The sequence below is a fragment of the Enterobacter sp. NFIX59 genome (genome assembly GCF_900113755.1).
Taxonomy (GTDB): Bacteria; Pseudomonadota; Gammaproteobacteria; order Enterobacterales; family Enterobacteriaceae; genus Enterobacter; species Enterobacter pseudoroggenkampii.
The window spans coordinates 19,590-35,570 of sequence record NZ_FOQN01000011.1; the positions used below are offsets into that span (position 1 = coordinate 19,590).

Consider the following 15,981-nt stretch of genomic DNA (forward strand, 5'->3'; position numbering starts at 1 on the left):
TGCCCTCACCCCAACCCTCTCCCTGTGGGAGAGGGAGAAAACATAAAAAAACCCGCCGAAGCGGGTTTTTTTATTAGTTGCTGGTATCCAGCTCGTCGAAGCTCTTCACCAGATCGTCAATCGCTTTGATCTGTTTCAGGAACGGCTCCAGCTTATCCAGCGGCAGCGCAGATGGGCCGTCGCATTTCGCATTAGCCGGATCCGGGTGCGCTTCAATAAACAGACCTGCCAGGCCGGTCGCCATACCGGCACGCGCCAGCTCGGTAACCTGCGCACGACGGCCACCGGACGCGGCGCCAAACGGGTCGCGGCACTGCAGGGCGTGGGTCACGTCGAAAATCACCGGAGACTGGCCGGAGACATTTTTCATCACGCTGAAGCCCAGCATGTCGACAACCAGGTTGTCGTAACCGAAGTTAGCGCCACGGTCACACAGGATCACCTGATCGTTACCGCCTTCGATAAACTTATCAACGATGTTACCCATCTGACCCGGGCTGACGAACTGCGGTTTTTTCACGTTAATCACGGCACCGGTTTTCGCCATCGCGGCGACCAGGTCGGTCTGGCGAGCCAGGAACGCCGGGAGCTGGATCACGTCCACCACGTCTGCCACCGGCTGCGCCTGAGAGGCTTCATGCACGTCGGTGATCACTTTCACGCCAAAGGTCTGCTTCAGCTCCTGGAAAATCTTCATCCCTTCTTCCAGGCCCGGGCCACGGTAAGAGTTGATGGAGGAGCGGTTGGCTTTGTCAAAAGAGGCTTTAAACACGTACGGGATGCCCAGCTTCTGGGTCACGGTCACGTAGTGTTCGCAGATACGCATGGCGAGATCGCGGGATTCCAGCACGTTCATGCCGCCAAACAGGACGAACGGCAGGTCGTTTGCTACCTTGATATCACCAATGCTAACCACTTTTTGTTTCATAGGATCGCCTTATTCAGGTGTGAATCGGAATTAAGATTAATGCAGTGTAATTTGCTTGTGCGAGATCGCGTTGATCTGCGCACGAATCATTTCGCTAATAGGATCTTCCGGACACTGCTCGACGAAATAATTCAAATCATTCAGCGCCACGTGCTCACAGTCGAGCTGGGCATAGATCAGCCCGCGATCGCGAATTTCGTACGGGTCTTCCGGGTTGAACTGCAGCAGCACTTCGCTGGCGCGCAAGGCCAGCTCCATCTGACGCTCTTCCATTAATGCAGACTTCAGCGTATCCAGCAGCTTGCGAATGACCTCTGCGTTGTCCGCCTCGTCGAGATCTTCGTTGAAGAGTTCGGCCACCGGGCTGATATTGCCTTTCAGCCACACGTCCAGCGTATGTTCATCCAGCGTGTCGCCGTTGAAGGGATTAATGAGCCACATTTCGCCGTCCAGCCACTCTGCACGCAGGATCATCTGCGTCGGAAAAATGACCGGCACCAGCGGAATATCCAGACGCTGTGCGACCCATAGTAAAATAGACCCCAGCGCCACGGCGCTGCCCTGACGATTTTTTAAGACCTGGTCCAGCCATAATGCGTCAGACAGGCGATACACGCCCCGCGTGTCGCAGAAACCCCATTCGCCGTAGAAAAGCTCCAGCAGCTTCTCTAATTGCCAGTCTTGCGGGCGAGCCTGATTAATCTCTTCACGCGCCAGGCTGACCAGATTCTCCAGCTCATCATAGACAAACTGCGACGTAAAATCGTCGCGAATCATCTCTGAAATCAGGATCATGCCATCGCAAAGCGGCACTTTATTAAATTCGAAATCGGCTAAGGACCTCATGACTTACCCCAGTAACGCCTGAGCGAACAATGACGCTCAGGCGCGATAAAACTCAAAACGATGTAGATGATAACGCCAAACTGCCTTTCAGTCAGCCTTACGCCTTTATCAGTAAATGGCAGATACCCGGAACTCAAGACCACCGCCCCAGCGTCAGGCGTTCGTTGCCGCCGTAGTCGCGGCAGGTTTCGACAGCGTCATAACCTGCTTGCGTAAACAGTGCCCGCACGGCTTCTCCCTGCGTCCAGCCATGCTCCACGAGCAGCCAGCCGCCGGGAAGTAAATGTTCCCGTGACGTTGTCACAATGTGATCAAGATCGGCTAATCCCGCGTTGGCGGCCACGAGCGCCGTCAGCGGTTCGAAGCGAACATCTCCCTGCGCAAGGTGCGGGTCGTGTTCGTCGATGTAAGGAGGATTGCTGACAATCATCGCAAATGTGCGATTCTCCAGCGCGGAAAACCAGCTGCTTTGCAGCACCGTCACGTTGCGGACCCCGAGATGTTCCACGTTACGCTGCGCCAGCGCCACCGCGTCGGGCATGACATCCACCGCCGTCACCGTACAGTCGGGCCGCTCGGTGGCGAGCGCCAGCGCGATAGCACCTGTTCCCGTCCCGAGATCGAGAATGCTGCAGGCCGCCGCCGGTAAACGCGCCAGCGCCTGCTCCACCAGACACTCGGTGTCCGGACGCGGGATCAGCGTCGCCGCCGAGACGTACAGGGGTAACGACCAGAACTCACGTTCACCGACAAGGTGCGCCACCGGCTCTCCGGTTTTACGACGGGCAAGCAGCGCGGCGAGCTGCGCTTCCTGCTCCGCGGTCAGTTCGGTTTCTCCAAAAGCCAGCAGATACGTGCGGGCTTTACCCGTCACATGCTCAAGCAAAATTTCGGCATCGCGTTTCGGGCTTTCGCTTTCGGAAAGCTCACCTGCCGCCTCACGTAACCAGCGCTGAAAATCCATTATTCCTGCTCGGACAGTGCCGCCAGCTGGTCGGCCTGGTATTCCTGCACGATAGGCTCAATCAGCATGTCCAGCTTCCCTTCCATCACCTCGTCCAGACGGTACAGCGTCAGGTTGATGCGGTGGTCGGTGACGCGGCCCTGCGGGAAGTTGTAGGTGCGGTTACGGTCGCTGCGATCGCCGCTCCCCAGCAGGTTACGACGCGTAGACGCTTCCGCCTGCTGGCGTTTCGCCATTTCGGCCGCGTGGATACGCGCGCCCAGCACGGACAGCGCTTTGGCTTTGTTTTTGTGCTGTGAACGCTCGTCCTGACATTCGACGACAATGCCGGTTGGCAGGTGGGTAATACGGATGGCGGAGTCGGTGGTGTTAACGTGCTGACCACCCGCGCCAGAGGAGCGGAAAGTATCAATACGCAGGTCCGCCGGATTGATGTCCGGCAGTTCCGCTTCCGGCAGCTCCGGCATCACCGCCACCGTACAGGCGGAAGTGTGGATACGGCCCTGGGATTCGGTGGCCGGTACGCGCTGCACGCGGTGACCGCCGGATTCAAACTTAAGACGACCGTACACGCCGTCGCCGCTGATCTTGGCGATAACCTCTTTGTAGCCACCGTGTTCGCCTTCGTTGGCGCTCATGATCTCCACGCGCCAGCGACGCGACTCGGCGTAGCGGCTGTACATGCGGAACAGATCCCCGGCAAACAGTGCCGCTTCGTCACCGCCGGTCCCGGCGCGGACTTCCACGAACGCGTTACGCTCGTCGTCCGGATCTTTTGGCAGCAGAAGCACCTGAAGCTGCTGCTCCATCTCCTCAGAACGCGCTTTCGCATCCTGCAACTCTTCCTGCGCCATCTCGCGCATTTCAGGATCGTCGAGCATCATCTGCGCGGTTTCGATATCTTCCTGAACCTGTCGCCAGTCGGTAAAGCATTTAGAAACATCACTTAACTGCGCGTATTCACGTGAGAGCGCGCGAAAACGCTCCTGGTCCGCAATGGTCCCGGCATCGCCGAGCAGCGCCTGGACTTCTTCATGGCGCTCGTGCAGAGCTTCCAGTTTAGCGACGATAGAAGGCTTCATAGGCGTAAGTGCACCTTGTCTTAGAAAATGGGTATAGGGCGCTATTCCAGCCCGAGGCTGTTGCGCAGAATAGTCAGGCGTTCATCATCCCCGTCACGGGCAGCCTGCTGAAGAGATTTGGTTGGTGCATGGATCAGGCGGTTGGTCAGTTTCCACGCCAGATCCTGCATAATTGCATGTGCGTCGCCGCCCTGTTCAAGGGCCGCTAACGCTTTGGCAGTCAGGTCATCACGCACCTGCTCCGCCTGTCCGCGGTACTCGCGGATGGTCTCGCTGACGCTTTGCGCGCGCAGCCAGGCCATAAACTCACTGGTTTCCTGCTCAACGATGGTTTCCGCCTGCACCGCCGCCGCTTTACGCTGGGCGAGGTTGTGCGAAATGATGCTTTGCAGGTCATCCACGCTGTAGAGGTAGGCGTTAGGCAGCTTGCCCACTTCCGGCTCAACATCGCGCGGGACGGCAATATCCACCAGCAGCATCGGCTGATTACGACGGGACTTCAGCGCACGCTCCACCATCCCTTTTCCGATAATCGGCAGCGGGCTGGCGGTCGAGCTGATAATAATGTCCGCCTCTTTCAGACGTTCATCGATGTCGCTCAGGGCAACCACCTCTGCGCCCACTTCATCCGCCAGCACCTGCGCGCGTTCGCGGGTGCGGTTAGCGATAATCATCTTTTTCACTTTATGCTCGCGCAGATGGCGCGCCACAAGTTCGATGGTTTCGCCCGCGCCCACCAGCATCACGGTGACGGTGGAGAGGGATTCAAAGATTTGGCGCGCAAGGGTGCAGGCCGCGAAAGCAACGGAAACCGCACTGGCACCAATATCGGTTTCGGTTCGCACACGCTTCGCCACGGAGAACGACTTCTGGAACATGCGCTCCAGCTCGCTGGCCTTAAGATGCCCTTTTTGCGAATCCGCAAACGCTTTTTTCACCTGCCCCAGGATCTGTGGCTCGCCGAGCACCAGCGAATCCAGCCCGCTGGCGACGCGCATCAGATGGCTGACGGCATCGTTGTCCTGATGCCAGTACAGGCTATTGCGTAGCTCGTCTTCATTGAGATTGTGGTAATCGCATAGCCAGCGGATAAGCGCTTCATGCAGGTTGTCCTGCTCTTCCACGCTTAAATAGAGCTCGGTACGGTTGCACGTCGAGAGCACCACGCCACCCTGCACCATCGGCTGTGCAAGCAGGCTGTCCAGCGCCAGGTCGAGCGTATCCGGCGAAAACGTCACGCGTTCTCGCAGTGAAACCGGGGCTGTTTTGTGATTGATGCCGAGTGCTAATAGGGTCATGTTGAGCGGGAGTAGTACCAGCGTTAATAAGGTTAGCAGAACGCATCATACAGGATGCGCGAGATCAATAAAAGAGACAGCCCCCTTTCGGAGTAATAGCTTATACCCGTCATACTTCAAGCTGCATGCGCGTTGGCTGCGCTCGTTCACCCCAATCACATAGTTATCTATGCTCATGGGGATTCACTCTCTTGCCGCCTTCATGCAGCTTGAATTATTTAGGGTAGATACAACGCTTTGAGATAATTTGAACGTAGACGGTAGCCCCCTTCGACGCTAGCATTAACAGTTATAACTGCAACGTATCTCAAGGATTTGTCCTTATTATGACCCGACTGATTCGCCTGCTGCCGCTGGCAGCACTGGTTCTGACCGCGTGTACCGTCACCCAACCAAAAGGCCCGGGCAAAAGCCCTGATTCACCGCAGTGGCGTCAGCACCAGCAGGACGTCCGTAATTTGAACCAGTACCAGACTCGCGGCGCTTTCGCTTATCTCTCTGACGAACAAAAAGTTTATGCCCGCTTCTTCTGGCAGCAGACGGGTCAGGACCACTATCGCCTGCTGCTGCTGAACCCGCTGGGCAGCACCGAGCTGGAGCTTATCGCGAAACCGGGCGAAGCGCAGATTACCGATAACAAAGGCCAGCACTACACCGCGACCGATGCCGAAGAGATGATTGGCAAGCTGACCGGGATGCCTATCCCGCTCAACAGCCTGCGCCAGTGGATCCTCGGCCTGCCGGGTGACGCCACCGACTACACCCTGGACGATCAGTATCGTCTGAGCCAGGTGAACTACACCCAAAACGGTAAAACCTGGAAAGTGGTGTACAGCGCCTATGACAGTAAGAGTAAACCGTCGCTGCCATCGAATATGGAGCTGACCCAGGGCAGCCAGCGTATCAAGCTGAAAATGGACAACTGGATCGTTAAATGATGACCCAATGGCCCTCTCCGGCAAAGCTGAACCTGTTCTTGTACATCACCGGCCAGCGCGCTGACGGTTATCACACCCTGCAGACGCTGTTTCAGTTTATTGACTATGGCGACACGATCTCCATTGAACTGCGTCAGGACGGGCAGATTTGCCTCCTGACGCCGGTCGATGGCGTGGCGCATGAGGACAACCTCATCGTGCGCGCCGCGCGTCTGCTGATGAAAGCCGCGGCGGAATCAGGCCGTCTGCCCGCAGGAAGCGGTGCGGATATTCGTATTGAGAAACGTCTGCCGATGGGAGGCGGTCTGGGCGGCGGCTCATCTAACGCCGCGACCGTGCTGGTTGCGCTGAACCACCTCTGGGGCTGCGGGCTGTCGACGGACGAACTGGCAGCCCTGGGCTTGACGCTGGGGGCGGATGTCCCGGTGTTTGTTCGCGGTCATGCGGCCTTTGCTGAGGGCGTGGGTGAGGTCCTCTCCCCGGCTGAACCGCCGGAGAAATGGTATCTGGTTGCTCACCCTGGCGTGAGCATTCCAACCCCGGTCATCTTTAAAGATCCTGACCTGAAAAGGAATACCCCGGTTCGGTCAATAGAAACGTTATTAAATTGTGAATTCAGCAACGATTGCGAGGATATCGCAAGAAAACGTTTTCGCGAGGTTGATGCGGTGCTTTCCTGGCTGTTAGAATACGCGCCGTCGCGCCTGACTGGTACAGGGGCCTGTGTCTTTGCTGAATTTGACACCGAATCCGCCGCTCGTCAGGTGCTTGAGCAAGCGCCGGTTTGGCTGCATGGTTTTGTAGCGCGTGGGATGAACATTTCCCCCCTACAGCAGGCCATTCTGGCGCAGACTGAGTTTCGGTGACAACGTCACCCTGTTCCAGACGTTGCATCGCGCTCTTTAATACACCGCCTGGATAGCCTTCGCCTGGCCCGCACAGTTTGCGGCGAACGCTATCCACCACTGGACGCATGCCTGAGGTTCTTCTCGTGCCTGATATGAAGCTTTTTGCTGGTAACGCCACCCCGGAACTAGCACAACGTATTGCCAACCGCCTGTACACTTCCCTCGGCGACGCCGCCGTAGGTCGCTTTAGCGACGGCGAAGTCAGCGTACAAATTAACGAAAATGTACGCGGTGGTGATATTTTCATCATCCAGTCCACCTGTGCTCCAACGAACGACAACCTGATGGAACTGGTTGTTATGGTCGACGCCCTGCGTCGCGCTTCCGCAGGCCGTATCACTGCTGTAATCCCTTACTTCGGTTATGCCCGTCAGGACCGTCGCGTCCGTTCCGCGCGTGTGCCAATTACCGCTAAAGTTGTCGCTGACTTCCTGTCCAGCGTCGGCGTTGACCGCGTACTGACCGTTGACCTGCACGCAGAGCAGATCCAGGGCTTCTTCGACGTTCCGGTTGATAACGTATTCGGCAGCCCAATTCTGCTGGAAGACATGCTGCAGCTGAACCTGGATAACCCAATCGTGGTTTCTCCGGATATCGGCGGCGTGGTACGTGCCCGTGCTATCGCTAAGCTGCTGAACGATACCGACATGGCGATCATCGACAAACGTCGTCCGCGCGCTAACGTTTCTCAGGTGATGCACATCATCGGTGACGTGGCTGGCCGCGACTGCGTGCTGGTCGACGACATGATCGATACCGGCGGTACGCTGTGTAAAGCGGCTGAAGCGCTGAAAGAGCGTGGTGCTAAGCGTGTATTCGCCTACGCGACCCACCCGATCTTCTCCGGCAATGCCGTAAACAACCTGCGCAACTCCGTTATCGACGAAGTTGTGGTATGCGATACCATCCCACTGAGCGACGAGATCAAGGCACTGCCAAACGTGCGTACCCTGACCCTGTCCGGGATGCTGGCCGAAGCGATTCGTCGTATCAGCAACGAAGAATCTATCTCAGCAATGTTCGAACACTAATCGAACACGGCCGAAAAACCCGCTGCGGCGGGTTTTTTTGTCTCTGAGTTTTATTTGTATGATTAATGCCTCCTTCACCTGCCATTCACATGACAGATGATGCGCATACGGATGATAGATAATTGTGAAAAACGTAACCTCCTCACATGTTCTGCCCTTTCGCGCCCTCATCGACGCCTGCTGGAAAGAGAAGTACACCTCCTCACGCTTTGTGCGTGACCTGATTGCCGGGATCACCGTAGGCATTATTGCCATCCCGCTGGCGATGGCGCTGGCGATTGGCAGTGGCGTTGCGCCGCAGTACGGTCTGTACACCTCGGCCGTTGCCGGGATAGTCATTGCCCTGACGGGCGGCTCGCGCTTTAGCGTCTCCGGCCCGACCGCCGCCTTTGTGGTGATCCTCTACCCCGTTTCGCAACAGTTTGGTCTGGCAGGCCTGCTGGTCGCCACCCTGATGTCCGGGGTCTTTTTAATTCTGTTTGGCCTGGCCCGCTTTGGGCGGCTGATCGAGTACATCCCCCTTTCCGTGACGCTGGGGTTCACTTCGGGGATTGGGATCACCATCGGAACCATGCAGATTAAGGATTTCCTCGGCCTGCAGATGCCCCACGTACCGGAACACTACCTGCAAAAAGTGGGGGCCCTGTTTATGGCGCTGCCGACGGCCAACCTGGGCGATGCCGCCATTGGGATTGTGACGCTGGGTACGCTGATCGTCTGGCCCCGTCTGGGGATCCGTCTGCCGGGCCACCTGCCCGCGCTGCTGCTGGGCTGCGCGGTGATGGCTATCGTCAATATGTTCGGTGGTCACGTCGCGACTATCGGCTCGCAGTTCCACTATGTTCTGGCGGACGGCTCGCAGGGTAGCGGCATTCCACAGCTGTTGCCGCAGCTGGTGCTGCCGTGGGATATGCCCGGCTCCAGCTTTACCCTAAGCTGGGATTCCCTGCGCGCCCTGCTTCCCGCAGCGTTCTCTATGGCAATGCTGGGGGCGATTGAATCCCTGCTCTGCGCCGTCGTTCTGGACGGGATGACCGGCACCAAGCACAAAGCTAACAGCGAGCTGGTCGGCCAGGGATTAGGCAACCTTGTCGCGCCGTTCTTCGGCGGTATTACCGCAACGGCAGCCATCGCCCGTTCAGCTGCAAACGTGCGCGCGGGGGCAACCTCACCCGTTTCGGCGGTTATCCACTCCGTGCTGGTGATCCTCGCCCTGCTGATCCTCGCCCCGCTGCTCTCCTGGCTACCGCTTTCCGCCATGGCCGCCCTGCTGCTGATGGTGGCCTGGAACATGAGTGAGGCGCATAAGGTGGTGAACCTGCTGCGTCGCGCGCCGAAAGACGACATCATCGTGATGCTGATCTGCATGTCGCTGACCGTGCTGTTCGATATGGTTATCGCCATCAGCGTCGGGATCGTGCTGGCTTCTTTGCTGTTTATGCGCCGCATTGCGCAAATGACGCGCCTTTCCCCGGTTAACGTGGAGGTGCCTGACGATGTGCTGGTGCTGCGCGTGATTGGCCCGCTGTTCTTCGCCGCGGCGGAAGGTCTGTTCAGCGATCTGGAGTCCCGCATCGCGGGCAAACGGGTTGTGGTGCTGAAATGGGATGCCGTACCGGTGCTGGATGCAGGCGGCCTGGATGCCTTCCAGCGCTTTGTTGCACGTCTGCCGGAAGGCTGTGAACTGCGGGTGAGTAACCTGGAGTTTCAGCCACTGCGCACCATGGCGCGGGCGGGCGTGCAGCCGATCCCTGGTCGCCTTGCCTTTTATCCTAACCGTGAAGCCGCATTAGCGGATCTGTGAGCCACCTGGTGCAGAGAAACGTCTTTGCATCATCACCCCGATCGCCTGCTGGAGCCAAGCAAGCACGGCAGGCGTCATCCAGGTTCCTTTCATCAGATGCGGCTCCTGCTGCATGGCCGTGCGAAACTTTTGCTGAGTCTCCGGGCTGGTGCCCGCGTAAGACTGGAACAATGTCAGCCAGTTTTCAGCCAGCTTTTGCGCATCGTCAGAGGCGGGGTCGATATTTTCCCGCTGCGCCTGATGCAGTTTTGCCACCAGCGGCGGCCACTCCATCATGCGGTCAAAGTAGTGTGCCCGGGTAAAGGCCATCTCTTCGGCAGTGAGATACTTCTCCCATATGTTGAGCTTTGATTCCGCAAACGCGCGCGTGATGTAATCCGTCATCTCCGGCGTGATACCGGTCTGCACCTGCATCTGCGGTTCAACGCTATGCATTTCGTTCAGCCGGGTGAGAAATTCCGGCTTGCCCGCCGTATCCTGCTCCAGGCGTTCCATCCAGCGCGTCGCCAGGTCCATGGCCCGCGGGTCCGTAAAGGGTAGGTGCTGTTTCAACAGCGTGTTTGCCTCTGCAACCAGCCCTGACCAGATAGCCGCCAGCGCATCCTTCTGCACCGCAAACGGGAGCTGCTGTAACTCTTCTTTGCTAAACCAGCGATCGTACATATTCATTAACTCCAGAGTCTGTAGCCAGGATTCCAGATCCGGCGTCGCATCGTCGAGAAGCCCGGTCCGCAGCTCCACCAGCCGGTCGCGCAGCGTATGTATGCTGCGCAGCTGTTTATCCAGCAGCGTGATTTGCGCATCGAGTAACTCGGTTAACGACAGCGACTCCTGTTCCAGGAAATCCCTGATTTCAGCAAGTTCCAGCCCCGCTTTTGCCAGCGCCTGAATCATGTGCAGACGCTGGACATCCGCCAGGTTGTAAAGCCGATAACCTGCCGCGCTTCTGGCAGAAGGCAGCAACAACCCTGTTTGCTCATAGTGATGCAATGTGCGTACGGTGATCCCGGCCCGTTTCGCCAGCTCACCCACCTGAATCAACATAACTGCTCCTTTTACTTTGCCAGTGCCGCTACTCTGGAGCCTTACGTTACGTGAGGGTCAACCCTTGATGCAAAAAAAACGACTCCCTCAGGAGCCGTTTCGGTATTCTTTAACGTAGCGTCAGCTGTGCTTATGCTGATCGCGACGACAGCGTTTGTCGTAGTGACGCACCCACCAGTATTTGTCACACACTTCCTCATGGCCACTCACGCGTGCTCCCGCCAGCCACAACACTGCACCAATGAAGATGCTCAATATCGCGCCATGCGCAAAGTATTGCGGGAGATCAAGCTGCGGCAGCTGGTTTAAAATTGAATAACCCACGCCGGCTACCATCACGAACAGCCCCAACCCCATCAGCACGTTACCGAGTAACGAAGCGTTTTTGCGTTTCATGTGTCACCTCCGGAACTTTGGGTTGTCAGGGGAAAAGCCCCTAATCCTTGTGTGTAAAGTATAGACAACGCCCCTTTTATGAGTTGCGTGAATGATCACAATTACAGATAACTCCCAAACAAAAGTTTACAAATAACACTTTGAACAGCTTGAAATTCTAATTGTTCAAATCAGAAATTATTCGTATTTCGCTTCGACGATCGCAGAATTTTGTCAAGCGGCGCGCCAGACAGTAAACTACGCGCCAGATCTGGAACCCATTAGGAATTGAATCGTGACGATTAAACTGATTGTCGGCCTCGCCAACCCGGGCGCAGAATATGCGGCTACCCGCCACAATGCCGGGGCATGGTATGTCGATCTGCTGGCCGAGCGGTTACGTGCTCCCCTGCGTGAAGAACCTAAATTCTTCGGATATACCTCACGTATCAACCTTGCTGGCGCGGATGTTCGTTTACTGGTGCCTACCACCTTTATGAACCTGAGCGGTAAAGCCGTGGCGGCAATGGCAACGTTTTATCGCATCAACCCGGATGAAATTCTGGTGGCTCACGATGAGCTGGATCTCCCGCCTGGCGTAGCAAAATTCAAACTGGGCGGCGGGCACGGCGGCCACAACGGTCTTAAAGACATCATCAGCAAGCTGGGCAATAACCCGAATTTCCACCGTTTGCGCGTGGGAATCGGCCATCCGGGCGATAAAAACAAAGTTGTCGGTTTTGTGCTAGGTAAGCCCCCGGTTTCAGAGCAGAAACTGATAGACGAGGCGGTAGACGAAGCGGCGCGCTGCACCGAAATCTGGCTGAAAGATGGCTTAACCAAAGCGACAAACCGCTTGCACGCTTTTAAAGCGCAATAATCCATCCAGTACGGCTTTTTTACCGCGCGTGATGCGGGTTACGTGTATAATAGGCGTAGTTATTTACTTTTCATCAATCGGTTATCGTTAACGGATTGATTATCAAGATATTAAGGTGATTTAGAAATGGGATTCAAATGCGGTATCGTCGGTCTGCCAAACGTGGGCAAATCCACCCTGTTTAACGCGCTTACCAAAGCGGGTATCGAAGCGGCGAACTTCCCGTTCTGTACCATCGAACCTAACACTGGCGTGGTGCCAATGCCTGACCCGCGCCTGGATCAGCTCGCGGAAATCGTGAAGCCGCAGCGTATTCTGCCGACCACCATGGAGTTCGTGGACATCGCGGGCCTGGTAAAAGGCGCATCCAAAGGTGAAGGCCTGGGTAACCAGTTCCTGACCAACATCCGTGAGACCGAAGCAATCGGCCACGTTGTACGCTGCTTCGAGAACGACAACATCATTCACGTAGCGGGTAAAGTAAACCCGGCTGAAGATATTGATGTCATCAACACCGAGCTGGCGCTGTCGGATCTTGATACCTGCGAGCGTGCGATCCACCGTATCTCCAAGAAAGCCAAAGGTGGCGATAAAGATTCCAAAGCCGAGTTGGCGGTGCTGGAAAAATGTCTGCCACAGCTGGAAAACGCGGGCATGCTGCGTTCTCTGGATCTGAGCAAAGACGAGAAAGAGCTCATCCGCTACCTGAGCTTCCTGACGCTGAAGCCAACCATGTACATTGCCAACGTGAACGAAGACGGTTTTGAAAATAACCCGTACCTCGATCAGGTGCGTGCTATCGCCGAGAAAGAAGGTTCTGTCGTGGTTCCGGTTTGTGCCGCAGTAGAAGCCGATATCGCCGAACTGGATGACGAAGAGCGTGATGAGTTTATGGCAGAACTGGGCCTGGAAGAGCCCGGGCTGAATCGCGTTATCCGTGCTGGTTATGCCCTGCTCAACCTGCAGACCTACTTCACCGCTGGCGTGAAAGAAGTGCGTGCCTGGACCATTCCAGTGGGTGCAACTGCGCCTCAGGCTGCGGGTAAAATCCACACCGACTTCGAGAAAGGCTTTATTCGTGCGCAGACCATCGCGTTTGAAGATTTCATCACCTACAAGGGTGAGCAAGGCGCGAAGGAAGCCGGCAAGATGCGTGCGGAAGGGAAAGAATACATCGTTAAAGATGGCGATGTGATGAACTTCCTGTTCAACGTCTGAGTCGTCTTGAATGAAAAAAAACCACGCCCTGGCGTGGTTTTTTTATTGCGGGGTCAAAAGACATTGTCTAAGAGTTCTGTTTTCATGCTGGGTTCAAAAGGAATGATTTCAGCCGTCGCGAGCTTTAACCTCTGAAAAGGATCCTCGCGTAATCGCTCTTCAAGAGAGGCAAGACTCTCACATTTCGCGAGAATGACCCCACCGATTCTCGGCACCCGTTTTCCGGATGCGAGGAAAATTCCCTCTGCATACCCTTTTTTTAGCCACTCGACATGCGCAGGTATTGCTGCGTCAATCTCTTCGAGTGGTTTGATATAGGTTAAAATGACAATATAAACCGTGCTCATCCTTTGCCTCTCAGCTGTGTTTTTAGCCGTTTGTTGGAATTGTTTATGCAGTTCCTCTGTTGCCATCGGGTATCGTTATCATTTTGGGCACATTTGATCTTAATATGCAGGGCCCGATCGAGACAACGCGTTATTCTTCCTATTCCACGAATAGAACCAGTCATGCCAGCCGTTTTGCTTTACCACATAGCTACAGGCCACAATTACTTCCTTTGACTGGTTGAAAGTTAAGTAATAGAAAATAGCGCCTTCAGGAGGTGCAGACCAGAATAGTTTTTCGCCCTGAGCACTGAAGATGGTCAAAATAGTTGGTAATGGCTTTGGTTCGCTTAACGCAAAGACTAACTGGCGTGTTGAGTCGACCATTGCAGAGTCTAAAAATGGCATCCTAACCCGTATGTTACGTTCAGCACACGCCCACTGAAGCAGGTCATTTTCTTTAATACAAATGAGATTTTCAATCATCGGTAAACCTCAACTTTTAAAGTTTGATCTGTTTCAAATCACCTTCAAAAAGCCCCACAAGATATACCCGGTATCGTGCTGGCTGCACTTCTTTATACGTTAATACAGTAGAAAATTCCTTTACACACTTTGAACAAGTGTTTTTCGAAACATATAATTGGCTTTCATCGTAGATATACTTCTTATGTTCACTAACAAACTTCACACCTCTCATTTTCTTAACAAAAAAATCTTTCACCTCTTCAGAGAGCGAGTCAAATTCATATGAGTTTACGATAGAATAGATTATTACTCCCTCGCATTCAGGGCATGCTATTTCTGCGCCAGAATCTAAAAAGTCATTATCTATGCCATCCAGGACTAGTACCTTCTTTTTCAGTCGATTAGTTATTCTCATTTTCTATAACCTTTTAATTTTATTAATCAATAATGTCATTCAGTCAAACATTCCATTCGATATAAATTCCACAGTCGAAGCTTTTCTCATTAGACTGTACAATAATGCTTCCCCACTCATGATGCCACTGAGTTCCGTATGGAGGCGTACTAATTTTAAGTTTAGGGCGTGAGGTTATTTCACTATCAACCCATGCTGTCAAGCGCTGTTCTTCTTCAGATAAATTACGCAAATTGGCTCTTTTATCCCAATCCCATAAAGTTTTATAAAAATTCCCATTCTTACTGGTAAGGAATATGCAAGGAGAAAAAGAAAACACAGAAGGCCTCAGTTCTAATATGAAAGTTTGATCTTTCCAATCGATATTATCAATAGAGAAATAATAAGAGCCTATTGTATTCAACGGAGAGAATAACATGTAAAATTCGGAGTTTTTAAAAGTCTCAACATCCTTTAACTCGAGGGGGTAATTGTTAATAGCCACAAAGCCACTATTAACATCAAAATTCATTTCTAACATATCTAAACCACCTTGTCTGGAAGTGACTACATTATATTCCAGGTTAAATATATCCCGTGATTAAATGATTTTATCTCATATGAGACAGAAACCCGCCCCCATTCAAAGCGCCACCTAATCATGTCTGTTTCCGTGGTATCAGGCGTGTCCAGATTGAGTGATTCTTTTAGCCAATCAGATAAGCTTTTCACTGATTCATTTAGCATGTGAATATTAGCTCGCGCATTCCAGTCATTTAATGCGTTATAATACTGACTGTTTTTATCAACAAGATGAAGCATAAAAGGAAAACCATAGCACAACGGGCGTATAGTAACTTGAAATTCTTTGTCGAAAAACGCTACTGAGTCAACAAGGTAGTGATTCGGCATGGTTTTATTTACAGCTTTTCGCTTGTTTAATTCGTGGTATAATCCACTCTTACAAAATCCTTCTTCAGTATCAATTCCCAAAGGAAGATCATCAAATGTCAGATCACCGGTAATCGGATTTAAATTGAATTCAATCATGTTCCCCTGCTTTACTTTTGACTGTCTAACAAGATCTTAATGATATAGTCGACTTAATATGATAACAACTATATGACGATAATTTTCCGTGTAAAATCACATTTGTTATAACATTTACAATAATATCCACATAGCAATAAAGTCTTATTGCCAATGGTGCAATAAGTCAATCCACATTTCTTTTTCCCCAGCGATAACTTTTATGCCATCTTTATTTTGTTTTACATACTGCATGTATGTTTCATAAATAGCTCTTATCATCACCGTTTTTTCAGAGCGAGATCCTTCAATCAAAGTCATTATTTTTTCTAAATAAATTGATGAATTCACTCTTTCGTTGAAAAAAACAATGAGGTAATCGAGTACTTCGTTATATGAATCGTAATTCATGACAGGCTTCTCTGAGCTCTTATTTCGATTTATTTTA

Annotated in this window: 19 protein-coding genes and 1 pseudogene; 6 read left to right on the forward strand and 14 right to left on the reverse strand. The window is 53.4% G+C overall.

Annotated elements, in window-relative coordinates; genetic code table 11:
- Window positions 1-73 precede the first annotated feature (73 nt).
- The 6 genes and pseudogenes from kdsA to hemA form a co-directional block, all read right to left on the reverse strand.
- Window positions 74-928, reverse strand: a complete 855-nt coding sequence (gene kdsA / locus BM007_RS21960; RefSeq protein WP_023335996.1) for a 3-deoxy-8-phosphooctulonate synthase — start codon at window positions 926-928, stop codon at window positions 74-76.
- Window positions 929-964: 36 nt separating this feature from the next.
- The gene (gene sirB1 / locus BM007_RS21965; RefSeq protein ID WP_032647631.1) at window positions 965-1,774 is read right to left on the reverse strand and encodes an invasion regulator SirB1; all 810 of its coding nucleotides are present in this window, start codon (window positions 1,772-1,774) and stop codon (window positions 965-967) included.
- A 41-nt stretch (window positions 1,775-1,815) separates the two neighbouring features.
- Window positions 1,816-1,926: pseudogene (locus BM007_RS23465) on the reverse strand (siroheme synthase); the annotation flags it as partial.
- Entirely contained in the window at window positions 1,908-2,738 is an 831-nt protein-coding gene (gene prmC / locus BM007_RS21975) for a peptide chain release factor N(5)-glutamine methyltransferase (RefSeq protein ID WP_090420996.1), read from the reverse strand. The pseudogene BM007_RS23465 and the gene prmC, both read right to left, overlap by 19 nt.
- The gene (prfA, locus tag BM007_RS21980) at window positions 2,738-3,820 is read right to left on the reverse strand and encodes a peptide chain release factor 1 (protein ID WP_021240360.1); all 1,083 of its coding nucleotides are present in this window, start codon (window positions 3,818-3,820) and stop codon (window positions 2,738-2,740) included. Before prfA ends, prmC begins: the two co-directional genes overlap by 1 nt.
- A 41-nt stretch (window positions 3,821-3,861) precedes the next feature.
- The gene (gene hemA / locus BM007_RS21985) at window positions 3,862-5,118 is read right to left on the reverse strand and encodes a glutamyl-tRNA reductase (RefSeq protein ID WP_024907067.1); all 1,257 of its coding nucleotides are present in this window, start codon (window positions 5,116-5,118) and stop codon (window positions 3,862-3,864) included.
- A 326-nt stretch (window positions 5,119-5,444) separates the two neighbouring features.
- Between hemA and lolB the strand changes: the two genes are divergently transcribed.
- The 4 genes from lolB (at window position 5,445) to dauA (ending at window position 9,799) form a co-directional block, all read left to right on the forward strand.
- Complete coding sequence (lolB, locus tag BM007_RS21990; protein WP_024907066.1) at window positions 5,445-6,056, forward strand: lipoprotein insertase outer membrane protein LolB; 612 nt, start codon at window positions 5,445-5,447, stop codon at window positions 6,054-6,056.
- Window positions 6,053-6,922 (forward strand): 4-(cytidine 5'-diphospho)-2-C-methyl-D-erythritol kinase, encoded by an 870-nt coding sequence (gene ispE, locus BM007_RS21995; RefSeq protein ID WP_090420999.1) that lies wholly within the window; start codon window positions 6,053-6,055, stop codon window positions 6,920-6,922. Before lolB ends, ispE begins: the two co-directional genes overlap by 4 nt.
- A gap of 125 nt (window positions 6,923-7,047) precedes the next feature.
- Window positions 7,048-7,995 carry a ribose-phosphate diphosphokinase gene (gene prs / locus BM007_RS22005; RefSeq protein ID WP_003856663.1) on the forward strand — a complete coding sequence of 316 codons (948 nt, stop codon included), beginning with the start codon at window positions 7,048-7,050 and terminating at the stop codon, window positions 7,993-7,995.
- Between the two features lie 124 nt (window positions 7,996-8,119).
- The gene (gene dauA, locus BM007_RS22010) at window positions 8,120-9,799 is read left to right on the forward strand and encodes a C4-dicarboxylic acid transporter DauA (RefSeq protein WP_090421002.1); all 1,680 of its coding nucleotides are present in this window, start codon (window positions 8,120-8,122) and stop codon (window positions 9,797-9,799) included.
- Here dauA and BM007_RS22015 read toward each other — a convergent pair.
- Together BM007_RS22015 and ychH are read right to left on the reverse strand one after the other, a co-directional pair.
- Complete coding sequence (locus tag BM007_RS22015; protein WP_090421005.1) at window positions 9,785-10,843, reverse strand: MerR family transcriptional regulator; 1,059 nt, start codon at window positions 10,841-10,843, stop codon at window positions 9,785-9,787. The genes dauA and BM007_RS22015 overlap by 15 nt on opposite strands.
- Window positions 10,844-10,963: 120 nt before the next feature.
- Entirely contained in the window at window positions 10,964-11,239 is a 276-nt protein-coding gene (ychH, locus tag BM007_RS22020; RefSeq protein ID WP_024907062.1) for a stress-induced protein YchH, read from the reverse strand.
- A 274-nt stretch (window positions 11,240-11,513) separates the two neighbouring features.
- Here ychH and pth point away from each other — a divergent pair, with 274 nt between their 5' ends.
- Entirely contained in the window at window positions 11,514-12,098 is a 585-nt protein-coding gene (pth, locus tag BM007_RS22025; protein ID WP_023336005.1) for an aminoacyl-tRNA hydrolase, read from the forward strand.
- Window positions 12,099-12,224: 126 nt separating this feature from the next.
- Window positions 12,225-13,316 carry a redox-regulated ATPase YchF gene (gene ychF / locus BM007_RS22030; protein WP_090421008.1) on the forward strand — a complete coding sequence of 364 codons (1,092 nt, stop codon included), beginning with the start codon at window positions 12,225-12,227 and terminating at the stop codon, window positions 13,314-13,316.
- Between the two features lie 53 nt (window positions 13,317-13,369).
- Here the strand turns inward: ychF and BM007_RS22035 are convergent, their stop codons facing one another.
- The 6 genes from BM007_RS22035 to BM007_RS22060 form a co-directional block, all read right to left on the reverse strand.
- Entirely contained in the window at window positions 13,370-13,663 is a 294-nt protein-coding gene (locus tag BM007_RS22035; protein WP_024907061.1) for a YciI family protein, read from the reverse strand.
- 99 nt (window positions 13,664-13,762) lie between these two features.
- Window positions 13,763-14,128 (reverse strand): hypothetical protein, encoded by a 366-nt coding sequence (locus BM007_RS22040; protein WP_024907060.1) that lies wholly within the window; start codon window positions 14,126-14,128, stop codon window positions 13,763-13,765.
- A gap of 16 nt (window positions 14,129-14,144) precedes the next feature.
- Window positions 14,145-14,525 (reverse strand): hypothetical protein, encoded by a 381-nt coding sequence (locus tag BM007_RS22045; RefSeq protein ID WP_047958859.1) that lies wholly within the window; start codon window positions 14,523-14,525, stop codon window positions 14,145-14,147.
- 43 nt (window positions 14,526-14,568) lie between these two features.
- The gene (locus BM007_RS22050) at window positions 14,569-15,045 is read right to left on the reverse strand and encodes a hypothetical protein (protein WP_061714950.1); all 477 of its coding nucleotides are present in this window, start codon (window positions 15,043-15,045) and stop codon (window positions 14,569-14,571) included.
- Window positions 15,046-15,071: 26 nt separating this feature from the next.
- Window positions 15,072-15,554: a hypothetical protein gene (locus tag BM007_RS22055; protein WP_024907058.1), complete on the reverse strand. Its 483-nt coding sequence runs from the start codon at window positions 15,552-15,554 to the stop codon at window positions 15,072-15,074.
- Window positions 15,555-15,698: 144 nt separating this feature from the next.
- Window positions 15,699-15,944 (reverse strand): hypothetical protein, encoded by a 246-nt coding sequence (locus tag BM007_RS22060; RefSeq protein ID WP_024907057.1) that lies wholly within the window; start codon window positions 15,942-15,944, stop codon window positions 15,699-15,701.
- Between the last annotated feature and the right edge of the window lie 37 nt (window positions 15,945-15,981).